Origin of the sequence: Nocardia halotolerans, assembly GCF_042650145.1 — a bacterium.
Classification (GTDB): domain Bacteria; phylum Actinomycetota; class Actinomycetes; order Mycobacteriales; family Mycobacteriaceae; genus Nocardia; species Nocardia halotolerans.
The window spans coordinates 187,129-199,428 of sequence record NZ_JBHSDL010000025.1; the positions used below are offsets into that span (position 1 = coordinate 187,129).

Below are 12,300 nucleotides of genomic sequence, written 5' to 3' on the forward strand. Positions count from 1 at the left end.
ATCGGAAGGGAGATTCTTATGATCGAGACCAGGGCGCTCAGTCCAGCACTGGGCGTTGAGGTAACCGGCGTCACCGACCTACTGCACCCACAGGTGGTCAGCCGGTGCCTGGAGGCACTCAAGTGGCGCGGGGTGCTGCTCATTCGCGGGCTGAACCTCGACGACGAGGCACAGCTCGCGTTCAGCCGGGAATTGGGCACGGTGCTCGCGCCGGGCGGGAAGGAGATCTTCAAGGTATCGCTCGACCCGTCGGTCAACCCGTCGGCCGACTACCTCAGGGCGACCTTCCACTGGCACATCGACGACACCACGAGCGATGTCCCCGCCAAGGCCACCATGCTGACCGCACGCCATGTCGCCATGGTCGGCGGCGGCACCGAATTCGCCAGTACCTACGCGGCTTTCGAGGCGTTGCCCGCCGAGGACCAGAAGCGATACGAGCAGCTGCGGGTCGTCCACAGCTTCGAAGCCGCACAGCGGCTCACCCACCCGGACCCCACCGAACAGCAGATCCAGGCCTGGCGCTCCCTGCCGACGCACGAGACCTCCTTGGTCTGGCAGCGCCACGACGGCCGCCGCTCGATGGTCATCGGGGCGACCGCCGACCACATCGTCGGTGTGTCACCGGAGGAGAGCCGCACACTCCTGGACGAACTGCGCGACTGGAGCACCCAGGAACGCTTCCGCTACACCCACGAATGGGCGGTCGGCGACGTCGTGATCTGGGACAACACCGGCATGCTGCATCGCGCGCTGCCGTATGACCCGGCGTCCAAACGGACCATGCACCGCACCACCATCGCGGGCGAGGAGGCTTGGGCCTAGCACGCGATCACTCGCACACCAGCGGCGGCGGCACCGGCTTCGGCCGGGCCGCCGCCAGGCGTTTCAGGGCTGAACCACCCCCGGCGTTGACTAACCGGCCCACTCATGGAAACCTACTAGTACAGATATGAGAATCTCATTCTCATGAAAGGAGGAGATGAATGCGCCTGCCCCCGCTGCCCGCCGCCCACTGGGATGACCGGACACGCGACGCGCTTCGGCCGCTGCTGCCGAGGGCGCGGCGCAATCCGGAGGGTGCGGGTCCGGCGATGTCGACGCTGGTCCGTCATCCGGATCTCACCGAGGCGTTTCTCGGGTTCAGCGTCTACCTGCTGTTCCGCTCCAGCCTGCCGCCCCGCGTGCGCGAACTGGCGATCCTGCGGGTCGCGCACCGGACGAACTGCGCCTACGAGTGGACACACCACGTCGGCTTCGCGGCGACGCAGGGATTCACCGAGGACGACATCGCCGCGATCCGGAACGGCACGCCCGCAGACGAATTCGATCGCACTGTCGTCACCGCGGTCGACGAGCTGCTCGAGAAATCAGACCTGTCCGATCCGACCTGGGCGATCTTGAGCGAACACCTCACCGAGCAACAGCGCATGGACCTGGTCTTCACCATCGGCGGCTACAACCTGCTCGCCATGGCATTCAACACCTTCGGCGTCACGCCAGAACACGAAAGGTAACCCGGTGGCTCATTTCAACAAGCCCGCGGCCGGCAGCTGGACCGAGCATTATCCCGAGCTCGGCACCGGTCCCGTCGATTTCACCGACTCGACCGATCCGGCCTTCTATGCCGACGAGCTCAATGCGATCTTCAAGAAGACCTGGCTCAACGTCGGGCGCGTGGAACGGCTTCCCCGCAAGGGCAGCTATTTCACCAAGGAATTGACCGGCCTCAACACCTCGCTGATCCTCTCGCGCGGCACCGACGAAGAGATCCGCGCCTTCCACAACGTGTGCCGTCACCGCGGCAACAAGCTCGTGTGGAACGACTACCCCGGTGACGAGACCGAAGGCACCTGCCGCCAATTCACCTGCAAGTACCACGCCTGGCGCTACAGCCTCGAAGGTGAGCTCACCTTCGTTCAGCAGGAGGGCGAGTTCTTCGACCTGGAGAAGGCCGAATACGGGCTGGCCACGGTGCGCTGCGAGGTGTGGCAGGGCTTCATTTTCGTCAATCTCGATCCCGACGCGCAGCCGCTGGCCGACTACCTGGGCACCATGCTCAAGGGCGTCGAGGGCTACCCCTTCGACGAGATGACCGAGGTCTACAGCTACCGCGCCGAGATCGGCAGCAACTGGAAGCTGTTCGTCGACGCGTTCGCCGAGTTCTATCACGCGCCGATCCTGCACATGAAGCAGGCCGTCAAGGGCGAGGCCGACAAGCTGGCCGGTTACGGCTACGAGGCCCTGCACTACGAGATCGACGCACCGCACTCGATGATCTCCTCATGGGGCGGCATGGCCCCGCCGAAGGATCCCAGCATGGTCAAGCCGATCGAGCGTGCGCTGCGCTCGGGACTGTTCGGCCCCTGGGACAAGCCCGACATCGAGGGTCTCGACGCGCTACCGCCCGGGCTCAACCCGGCCCGCCACAAGGCCTGGGGCATCGACGAATTCGAGATCTTCCCGAACTTCTCGCTGCTGTGCTGGGAACCGGGCTGGTACATCACCTACCACTACTGGCCCGTCGCGGTGAACAAGCACCTGTTCGAGGCGAATCTGTACTTCGCCCCCGCGAAGAACGCGCGCGAACGCCTCGCCCAGGAACTGGCCGCCGTCACGTTCAAGGAATACGCCCTGCAGGACGCGAACACCCTCGAGGCAACCCAGACCATGCTCGAGTCCGGCGTGGTCACCCACTTCCCGATCATGGACCAGGAAGTCCTCATCCGGCACCTGCACGTGCACGCCCAGAAGAAGGTCAAGGAGTATCGAGATGCCAATGCTGCCCGCTGAATTCGACGATCTCGAGCCGTTCGCGGCGGACTGGTGCCTGGCCACCGAGCCGGAGCGCTACGCCAAGCGGCTCGCCTGCTCCATGGACGAGATGCAGGCGCTCTACGATGCCGCTTTCCCCCGCATCGAGGACGCGATCGCCTACTGCGACAAATTCGAGTGGGACGACCTGCCCGAGGACGCGCGGTCGCTGTTCCATCTGATGCAGTCGCTGGTCATGGTGTCGTTCCCGGTCGAGGTCTGGAGCCAGCCACGAGTACCCGACAGCGGCGCGGCCTGGGCCGAACTCATCCGGGAGCCTGTTGTCTGACAGTTGATATGGGGAGCGTGGCCGGCGGGCCGCGCTCCCCGTGATCGTCGAGCTCGCCCTAACGAACCCACGGAGCACCGAGCGATGCCACACTTTCCCAAACCCGCACCCGGCAGCTGGACCGAGCACTACGCAGAACTCGGCACAGCGGGAATCTCCTACGACGACTGCGTTTCCCCCGAGTTCTACAGCGCCGAACAGGAGGCGATCTTCCGGCGCGCCTGGCTGAATGTGGGCCGGGTCGAAGATCTCGCCCGCACCGGCAGCTACTTCACCAAGGAACTCGAGGTCGCGCGCACCTCGATCATCGTCGTGCGCGACCGGGAAGGCCGTGTGCGCGCCTTCCACAATGTGTGCCGTCACCGCGGCAACAAACTCGTATGGAACGACTTCCCGCGCGAGGAGACCTCCGGCACCTGCCGCCAGTTCACCTGCAAATACCACGCGTGGCGCTACGACCTCGACGGGTCGCTCGCCTTCGTCCAGCAGGAGGACGAGTTCTTCGACCTGGACAAGGCCGATTACGGCCTGATGCCCGTGCATTGCGAGGTGTGGGCGGGGTTCGTCTTCGTCAACCTGGCCGAGGAACCCGAGCAATCGTTGCGCGACTACCTCGGCCCCATGATCACTCCGCTGGAGGGCTACCCCTTCGAGCGGATGACAGACCAGTATGTCTTCAGCGCGAACGTCGACTGCAACTGGAAGGTGTTCCTGGACGCGTTCCAGGAGTACTACCACGTCCCGGTGCTGCACTCGCAGGAGGCGACTCCCGCGGCCCGGCCCAAGATCAAGGGTTTCGAGGCGCCGCACTATCAGATCGATGGGCCGCACCGCATGGTGACCACCAATGGCGCGCCGCGGCGGACCTGGCCGGCGGAGTTCCAGTATCCGATCGAGATCGCCACGCGCAGTGGCCTTTTCGGTCCATGGAACGAGCCCGAGCTGGGGCCCGACCTGCCGGTGAACCCGGGCGGGGTCGACAAGTGGGGCATGGACAACTACCAGATCTTCCCGAACACGGAGATCCTGATGTGGGCCAGCGGCTGGTACCTCACCTACACCTACTGGCCCACCTCGCACAACACTCACCGGTTCGAGGGCAGGTTGTACTTCCCGCCCGCTCGCACCGCGAGCGACCGTGCCGCGCAGGAATGCGCCGTGGTGATGTTCAAGGAGTTCGCGCTCCAGGACGCGGGCACCCTGACCGGAACCCAGCAGGGGCTCGAAGCCCGCGCCGTCGGCCACAATTTCCCGCTCAACGACCAGGAAATACTGGTGCGGCACTTCCACAAGGCGGTGGCCGATCGGGTCGCCGACTACGAACGTACGAAGACGGGGGTGTAGGCCGATGACCCGGATCACCCAGGCCCTGTTGCCCGAGCAGTTCAGCACGCTGGAGCCCTTCGCCCGAACCTGGTGTCTGGACACCGAATCGCAGCGCTGGGACCAGCGCATGGCCAGCGACATGACCGCCATGCAGGAGTTCTACGACGCCGGTTTTCCCCTCATCCAGGACGCGCTCGCCTACTGCGACAAGTTTCCGCTCGACGAGTTGCCCGAGGACGCGCGCCACCTGCTGCATCTGGTGCATTCGCTGATCATGGTGGCGATGTGCGTCGAGATCTGGCATCAGCCCGAAGTGGTCGACGGCGCCGACGCGGTGATCACCCGCGTCAGCGATCCCGACTACTGACCGACATCACTCCGACCTCCAGGAGCCACAATGCCCAAAGGTTACGTCCTAGTCACCGAGGCGATCACAGATGACGCAGGCATCGCCGCCTACGAGCGCAAAGCCGCACCGACCATGATCGCGGCGGGTGCGCGAATCCTGGCCGTGGACAGCGCGCCGACCACCCTCGAAGGCGAATGGCACGGAACTCGTACCGTGCTCGTCGAATTCGATTCCGTCGAGGCGGCCCAGGACTGGTACGACTCCGAGGAGTACGCAAAGGCCAAGCCGCTGCGTCAGGCGGCGGCCGACTGCAAGGCCGTGCTGCTGACCGGCTTCGAGATGCCGAAGCCGCGGTCGAAGCCCGGTTCATGACCGCGCTCGAACTGTCCTGTGGGCTGCCGCCCGGACCCGATTTCGCCGACCTGGCCGTGCTTGCCGAGGAACTCGGCTACGACCGGGTCTGGATCTTCGATTCGGCGCCGCTGTGGGAGGACCCGTTCGTGCACCTGGCGCTGGCCGCGCAACGCACGACCCGAATCGGTTTGAGCACAGCGGTTCTCGTGCCAGAGCAGCGATCGGTGATGGCGATGGCCACCGCGATCGCCACCATCGCCAGGCTCGCTCCCGGCCGGTTCCGTGCCTGCTTCGGCACCGGGTTCACCGCCCGTGTGTCGGTCGGGCAGCGACCGCTGACCCTGCGGGCTCTCGGCGAACAGGTGCGGGCCGTGCGCGCACTGCTGGCCGGTGAGCCGATCACCCTCGGCGACACACCGGTCCGCATGCTGCACGCCGACGGCCTCGCCCTGAGCAGGCCGATCAACGTCCCGATCTGGCTCAGCGCGTTCGGTCCGCGCGGCGCCGAACTCGCCGCGCGGATCGCCGACGGCATCATCGGGCCGGTCCATCCCACCCTGCCCGCCGCGATGATCATGTCCGGTACCGTGCTCGACCCGGGCGAGCGGCCGGACTCTGCCCGCGTGCGCGAGGCGATCGGTCCGTGGCGAGTCGTGGACTGGCACAATGCCTTCGCCACCGGCGGCGCCGAGGCCGTCGACGCCATGCCCGGCGGTAAACGGTGGCGCACCGAGCTCACCGCCCTCGGCCCGGCGAACGAACACCACCTCTCGGTTTTCGAGGGTCACGTCACCCACCTGACCGAGCGGGACCGGCCGCTGCTCGACCACATCGACGTCAAGACTCTTGTCGGCGACGAGGAGCGCTTGCAACGACAGTTGGGGCGCATGGCGGCGGCCGGGTTCCGGGAGATCGTCTACACCCCCACGGGGTCCGATATTGCGCGTGAGCTGCGCAGATTCGCCGACGCCCGACCCGGATAACGGCTCGAGCGCGCAGCGCGTTGACTCAACCGCGCCCATATGGAAACCTCATATACCAATAGTGAGAATACAATTCTCCGCACATCGTCGAGGAATCGGAGTCGCAATGACACCACCGAAGGGAATTCCGCCCGCGCGCACCCTGCGCGCCGCCGGTCTGCTCGATGTCGTCACCGGTGAGATCATCCGGCCGGGCATCGTGCGGATCGAGAACGAGCGCATCGTCGGCATCGGTGGCGATCCCGTCGGCGAGGTGCTCGACCTCGGCGATCTGATCCTGCTGCCCGGCCTGATGGACATGGAGGTCAACCTCCTCATGGGCGGGCGCGGCGAGACCGGGCTCAGCTCCAGCGTCACCGACGATCCACCGCTGCGCGTGCTGCGCGCGGTCGGCAATTCCCGCCGCACACTGCGGGCCGGATTCACCACGGTGCGCAACCTCGGCCTGTTCGTGAAGACCGGCGGCTATCTGCTCGATGTCGCGCTCGGCAAGGCGATCGACGCGGGCTGGATCGACGGGCCACGGATCGTTCCCGCGGGCCATGCCATCACCCCGACGGGCGGGCATCTCGATCCGACGATGTTCTCCGCCTTCGCTCCCGACGTGCTGAAGCTGACCCTCGAGGAGGGCATCGCCAACGGCGTGGACGAGGTTCGCAAGGCGGTGCGCTACCAGATCAAACACGGCGCGCAGGTCATCAAGATCTGTGTGTCCGGCGGCGTCATGTCGCTGACCGGCGCTCCGGGCGCACAGCACTATTCGGACGAGGAACTGCGCGCCATCGTCGACGAGGCGCATCGGCGCGGGCTGAAAGTGGCGGCGCACACCCATGGCGCCGAGGCGGTCAAGCACGCCGTCGACGCCGGGATCGATTGCATCGAACACGGGTTCCTGATCGACGACGAGACCATCGAACTCATGGTCGCGGCGGGCACCTGGCTGGTGCCGACCACCCGGCTCGCCGATGCCATGGACGTCTCCAAGGCCGCACCCGCGCTCCAGGCCAAGGCGGCCGAGATGTTCCCGAAAGCGCGCTCCTCGGTCCGCGCCGCCTACGAGGCGGGCGTCCGGATCGCCGTCGGCACCGACGCACCGGCCATCCCGCACGGCCGCAACGCCGACGAGATCGTAGCCCTCGTCGAGCGCGGAATCACGCCACTGGACGCCCTGCGCGCCGCGACGATCAACGCCGCCGAACTCATCGACGCCGACGACCGTGGCCGGCTGGCGGAAGGACTGCTCGCCGACATCATCGGCGTACCAGGAGATCCGTTGCAGGACATCACGGTCACGCAGAACGTTCGCTTCGTCATGAAAGGCGGAAAGGTCTATGTCCAGAGTTGAGGATCTCCTGGAGATCCAGCAGGTACTCGCCCGCTACGCGGTCACCATCACCAAGGGCGACATCGAGGGCATGCTGACCGCATTCACCCCCGACGGCACCTACAGCGCCTTCGGCGACACCTACACCCTCGACCTCTTCCCCGAACTCGTCGCGGCCGCACCGAAGGGCCTGTTCCTCACCGGCACCCCGGTTCTCGACATCGACGGCGACACCGCGGACGGCACCCAGCCGCTGTGCTTCATCGACCACAGCACCCACGACATGCGCATCGGGTACTACACCGACGCCCTCGTCCGCACCGAGGACGGGTGGCGGATCAAGTCCCGCCGGATGACCTTCATCCGCCGCAGCGGCACGCACGACTCCGGTATCCCGCACGCGTTCGAGCAGTCGCGGGCCTGAGTGGTGCGACAGCGATGAACGTCAGCGAGTTTCGAACGGGCCTGCGCGAATGGCTCGACACGAACGACCTGTCCGCCGAACCCGGCCTCGGCCTGGATGGGCAGGTCGCGCAACTGGCCCGAGTCCGTCGTGCGCTGTACGACGCGGGCTGGATGCGCTACGGCTGGCCCGCCGAGACGGGCGGCCTCGGCGGGCCGGCCGTCCTGCGCGCCGTCCTCGGTGAGGAGGTCGCTACCCGCGATCTCGCCGAACCCGGCATCTACTCGATGATCGAGGTGCTGGCCCCGACCATGATCTCCTACGCGCGCCCCGAACTGGCCGAACAGATGGTGCCGCTGCTGCTGTCCGGACGCGAGCAGTGGTGCCAGGGCTTCTCCGAGCCGGGTTCCGGCAGCGACCTCGCCTCGCTGACCACCAAGGCCGCCGCCCGGGGCGGCGACTGGGTGATCAACGGCCAGAAGGTGTGGACCAGCCTGGCGCAGTTCGCTTCCCGCTGTGTCCTGCTCACCCGCACCGCTCCGGGCCACGACGGCATCACCGCCTTCTTCGTCGACATGGACACCCCGGGCATCACCGTCCGGCCGTTGCGCACGATGCACGGTGTCGACGAGTTCGCCGAGGTCTATTTCGACGATGTGGTGGTTCCCGGAGAGCGCATGCTCGGCAGGCCCGGTGACGGCTGGCGGGTGGCCATGGATCTGCTGCCGCACGAGAGGTCCACCTGTTTCTGGCACCGGATCGCCTACCTGTTCACCCGATTGGACCGGATCCTGGCGCAGACCACGATCGACGACGACACCGCGCTCGGGTCGGCGTATCTGGCGCTGCACACGGCGCGCTGCCGTTCGCACCGCACCCAGCAACGCCTGGCCGGCGGCGCGACCCTCGGCGCGGAGACTTCCATCGACAAGGTGCTGCTCGCGACCGCCGAACAGCAACTGTTCGACACCGCACGCGATCTGCTCCCCGGCGTGCTGGAACTGACCGATGACGAATGGCGCACCGAGTACCTGTATTCGCGCGCCGCGACGATCTACGGCGGCACCGCCGAGATTCAGCGCAACATCATCGCGCGCCGCCTGCTCGACCTCGGAAAGGACTGACGCCGTGGCCCAAATCGACACCGCCGGCGATGAGCTCGGACTACTCGAGCAGAGCCTGCGCAAGACCATGACAACCGCTACCGGCCGCGAGCTCGACCACGCACTCGTCGACCTCGGGTGGCACGAGATGCTGACCGACATACCGGATATCGCGGTGCCGCTGGTCTTCCGGCTGCTCGGCGAAACAGGTTGCCACGCCCCACTGGTCAACGACGTCATCGCCCACGCCGCGGGCATGCCGCTGTCCGGCACGGTCGCGCTGCCGTTCACGGGCGGGGCATGGGTGGTCTGGGAACGCGATGATCGGCCCGGCACCACGGTCGACGCCGAACTACCACTGCACCCCACCCGGGCCGGAGCCGAGATCCCGCTGGCCGCCGGTCGGTGCGCACTGGCGTGGTGGCTGGTGGGGTCCAGTCGCGCCATGCTCGCGCTGGCGCGTCGACATGCCCTGGATCGCATACAGTTCGGTCGGCCGATCTCCTCGTTCCAGGCGGTACGCCATCGCCTCGCCGAGACCCTGGTGGCCATCGAAGGCGCCGAGGCCACCCTCGGTGTCGCCGACGACGAACTCGGGGCGCTGCTGGCAAAAGCGAGCGCCGGGCAAGCGGCGCGTACCGCTGCCAGGCACTGTCAGCAGGTGCTCGGCGGCGTCGGCTTCACCGCGGAACACGATCTGCACCGACACCTCCGCCGCACTCTGGTGCTCGACGGATTGCTCGGCAGTACCACCGAACTCACCCGCGCGGCCGGCGCCCATATCCGGACCGCCGGCCACGCGCCGCGGCTGGCGCAACTCCACTAGCCGGTCAGGAGCAGCTGATGACGTTGCGTCCAACCGCGATCGGGTACCTCCGCACAGATGTCTCCGGGGCCCGGCAGTCCTGGGACGAGATTCGCATGCGCAGCCTGGCGGGACGTCTCGGCTACAACCTCGCCAAGATCATCACCTTCAGCGGGCGAACCGACCATCCGATGGACCGGCTAATCGCCCAGGCGCGACGCGCCAACGCCGAGATGGTCCTCGTCCCCAACGAGGACCATCTCGGCGACTCGAATCCCGAGCGGCTGCACCGGATCACCACGGTCATCACCCTGCCCGACGAGTACTGAGATCCCAGAAACTAGACATCGGAGGAGATGGCTCATGGCACGACCCATGTTCCAGCGGGCGACCGTGACCCGGATCATCAAGGAGAGCGCGGACTCTCGCACCTTCGTGCTGTCACCGCACGACGAGCCTGTCAGCTATCGCGCGGGCCAGTTCTGCTCGTTCCGGATCCGAGTGGACGGCAAGGACCTGTTCCGGTCCTATTCGATGTCGAGCGCGCCGGAGACCGACAGCGAACTGACGACTACGGTCAAACGGGTACCAGGCGGCATCGTGTCGAACTGGCTGCACGACAATATCGCCGAGGGCGACACGGTCGAAATCTCGCGAGCAGCAGGGAAATTCTGCCTCCGCGAGAGCGAGGCACCACTACTCGGCTTCAGCGGCGGCAGCGGCATCACCCCGATTCTGTCGCTGACCAAGACCGCGCTGGCGACCACCGATCGGCGCGTCCGCCTGCTCTGCGCCGACCGGGACCGGTCGTCGATGATCTTCGAGGCAGTGCTGTCCGACCTGGTGGCACGATATCCGGGCCGACTCGACGTGGTGCGCCACCTCGACGACGACGGTGGATTCCTCACTCCCGCCGAGATCTCCGCGTTCGTCGGCGGCGACGGGCATGCCGACTCGTATGTGTGCGGACCGGAAGCCTTCATGGAGATGGTCGAACTTGCCTTGCCCGCAACGGTTTCCACATTCAGCGAGCGCTTCGGAGCACCGACTCCCAGCACGATCGCGCCGACCGAGTCCGCGACGTCCGCCCAGCCGCCGACCGCGACATCCCAGCCCGGGGATCAAGCAACCGTCACCATACGTGTCGGCCGCAAGAAGGCCACCGTCCCCCAGCGCGCCGGCGAGACAATCCTGCAAGCCGCACGCCGGGCCAAGCTCGACCCCCCGTACTCCTGCGAGCAGGGCAGCTGCGCGACCTGCATGGCCCAGTTGACCGAAGGCACGGCGACGATGGCCGTCAATGAAGCCTTGACTCCGCAGGAGGTCGCCGAAGGCTACGTGCTCACTTGCCAGGCGGTTCCCGATACGCCGACGGTCACCGTCCGCTACGACTAGGCCGCTCTACCGGCGCAGATGTCATGGCCACGCCGATCCGCTCACCGACCGACTCGAGCAGATCGGCGGCGTTGGTCATCGAGCGCACGGTATCGGCCTCGAGGTCGGACAGCGCGTACGCGGCGCCGAAGCCCGCGGCGCGCAGTTCGTCGTCGCCGAGCAGGATCCGCCCCGCGACCACTGCGACCGGCACACCCGCCGCCGCGGCGGCGGACCGGACGCCGAGCGGGGCCTTGCCGCGTAGGCTCTGTGCGTCGAGCGAGCCCTCCCCGGTGATCACCAGGTCCACGTCAGCGATTCGAGCAGGAAAGTCGATCAGCTCGAGCACCAGGTCGATACCCGGTCGAGCCGTCGCTGCGAGCACCGCCATCGCGCCGAACCCCGCGCCACCGGCGGCACCGGCACCGGGCAGGTCAGCGTAGAACGCCGATGGCCCAGGTTGCAGCAGAGCCGCCCAATTCTCCAGAGCCGTCGTGAGGACGGCCAGTTCACGTGGCCCGGCACCTTTTTGCGGGCTGTAGGTCTGCACGGCCCCAGCCGGTCCGAGGAGCGGGTTGTCCACGTCGCTGGCGAGCGTGATGCGGGCGTCGGCCAGCGCCGGGTGCAGGCCGCTGCGGTCGATGCTCCTGGCATCGACGAGCGCCGCTCCCCCGCGCGGCAGCTCGGTACCCCCGGCATCGAGCACACGCAGTCCGAGCGCGCGGAGCATTCCGGCGCCGCCATCAGTGGTGGCACTACCTCCGAGACCCACCACGAGATCGCGCGCACCGTGATCCAGCGCGTGCGAGATGACCACGCCGAGCCCTTCGGTCCCGGCACGCAAGGGATCGGGTCGCCCCTCGGGCAGTTTCGCCAACCCGTCCACATCGGCGAGTTCGATGACGGCCGCGCGGCCCGACACCGCGTACGCGGTGTCGACCGGAACCCCGGTCGGCCCCGGCGCACACAGCGCCACGCGCCGCCATCCGGCCGCGAGGAAGGCCTCCACCGTGCCCTCGCCGCCATCGGCCACCGGCAGCTGCCGGATCTCGGTGTCCGGCGCGGCGCGTCCGATGCCGCGCGCGAGCGCCGCCGCGACCTGCGCCGCGCTGAGCGAGCCTTTGAACTTGTCCGGAGCGACGACGACCCGGCGCGAATCTCGCGACATCGCTGCCG

General features: G+C 67.2%; 15 protein-coding genes. 14 read left to right on the forward strand and 1 reads right to left on the reverse strand.

The window, feature by feature from the left end:
- The first annotated feature begins 18 nt into the window (after positions 1-18).
- From ACFO5K_RS19335 to ACFO5K_RS19400, 14 genes are all read left to right on the forward strand, one after another.
- Entirely contained in the window at positions 19-825 is an 807-nt protein-coding gene (locus ACFO5K_RS19335) for a TauD/TfdA dioxygenase family protein (RefSeq protein WP_378564664.1), read from the forward strand.
- Positions 826-986: 161 nt separating this feature from the next.
- Positions 987-1,517 carry a carboxymuconolactone decarboxylase family protein gene (locus ACFO5K_RS19340; protein ID WP_378564667.1) on the forward strand — a complete coding sequence of 177 codons (531 nt, stop codon included), beginning with the start codon at positions 987-989 and terminating at the stop codon, positions 1,515-1,517.
- A gap of 4 nt (positions 1,518-1,521) precedes the next feature.
- Positions 1,522-2,793 (forward strand): aromatic ring-hydroxylating oxygenase subunit alpha, encoded by a 1,272-nt coding sequence (locus ACFO5K_RS19345; RefSeq protein ID WP_378564670.1) that lies wholly within the window; start codon positions 1,522-1,524, stop codon positions 2,791-2,793.
- Complete coding sequence (locus ACFO5K_RS19350; protein ID WP_378564673.1) at positions 2,774-3,103, forward strand: hypothetical protein; 330 nt, start codon at positions 2,774-2,776, stop codon at positions 3,101-3,103. Before ACFO5K_RS19345 ends, ACFO5K_RS19350 begins: the two co-directional genes overlap by 20 nt.
- 84 nt (positions 3,104-3,187) lie before the next feature.
- Positions 3,188-4,447: an aromatic ring-hydroxylating oxygenase subunit alpha gene (locus tag ACFO5K_RS19355; protein WP_378564676.1), complete on the forward strand. Its 1,260-nt coding sequence runs from the start codon at positions 3,188-3,190 to the stop codon at positions 4,445-4,447.
- 13 nt (positions 4,448-4,460) lie between these two features.
- Positions 4,461-4,796: a hypothetical protein gene (locus tag ACFO5K_RS19360; protein ID WP_378566190.1), complete on the forward strand. Its 336-nt coding sequence runs from the start codon at positions 4,461-4,463 to the stop codon at positions 4,794-4,796.
- A 30-nt stretch (positions 4,797-4,826) separates the two neighbouring features.
- Positions 4,827-5,150, forward strand: a complete 324-nt coding sequence (locus tag ACFO5K_RS19365; RefSeq protein WP_378564679.1) for a DUF1330 domain-containing protein — start codon at positions 4,827-4,829, stop codon at positions 5,148-5,150.
- On the forward strand, positions 5,147-6,115 hold the full coding sequence (locus ACFO5K_RS19370; RefSeq protein ID WP_378564682.1) for an LLM class flavin-dependent oxidoreductase: 969 nt from the start codon (positions 5,147-5,149) through the stop codon (positions 6,113-6,115). Before ACFO5K_RS19365 ends, ACFO5K_RS19370 begins: the two co-directional genes overlap by 4 nt.
- A gap of 106 nt (positions 6,116-6,221) precedes the next feature.
- The gene (locus ACFO5K_RS19375) at positions 6,222-7,460 is read left to right on the forward strand and encodes a metal-dependent hydrolase family protein (protein WP_378564685.1); all 1,239 of its coding nucleotides are present in this window, start codon (positions 6,222-6,224) and stop codon (positions 7,458-7,460) included.
- Positions 7,447-7,863: a nuclear transport factor 2 family protein gene (locus tag ACFO5K_RS19380; protein ID WP_378564688.1), complete on the forward strand. Its 417-nt coding sequence runs from the start codon at positions 7,447-7,449 to the stop codon at positions 7,861-7,863. Before ACFO5K_RS19375 ends, ACFO5K_RS19380 begins: the two co-directional genes overlap by 14 nt.
- Before the next feature lie 14 nt (positions 7,864-7,877).
- Positions 7,878-8,966, forward strand: a complete 1,089-nt coding sequence (locus tag ACFO5K_RS19385; protein ID WP_378564691.1) for an acyl-CoA dehydrogenase family protein — start codon at positions 7,878-7,880, stop codon at positions 8,964-8,966.
- A 67-nt stretch (positions 8,967-9,033) separates the two neighbouring features.
- On the forward strand, positions 9,034-9,771 hold the full coding sequence (locus ACFO5K_RS19390) for an acyl-CoA dehydrogenase family protein (RefSeq protein WP_378566193.1): 738 nt from the start codon (positions 9,034-9,036) through the stop codon (positions 9,769-9,771).
- Positions 9,772-9,788: 17 nt separating this feature from the next.
- Complete coding sequence (locus ACFO5K_RS19395; RefSeq protein ID WP_378564694.1) at positions 9,789-10,079, forward strand: recombinase family protein; 291 nt, start codon at positions 9,789-9,791, stop codon at positions 10,077-10,079.
- Positions 10,080-10,113: 34 nt separating this feature from the next.
- Positions 10,114-11,145, forward strand: coding sequence for a 2Fe-2S iron-sulfur cluster-binding protein (locus tag ACFO5K_RS19400; protein ID WP_378564697.1), 1,032 nt, complete (start codon positions 10,114-10,116; stop codon positions 11,143-11,145).
- Here ACFO5K_RS19400 and ACFO5K_RS19405 read toward each other — a convergent pair.
- Positions 11,126-12,292, reverse strand: a complete 1,167-nt coding sequence (locus ACFO5K_RS19405; RefSeq protein WP_378564700.1) for a glycerate kinase — start codon at positions 12,290-12,292, stop codon at positions 11,126-11,128. The two genes, ACFO5K_RS19400 and ACFO5K_RS19405, sit on opposite strands and share 20 nt — an antisense overlap.
- Positions 12,293-12,300: the final 8 nt, after the last annotated feature.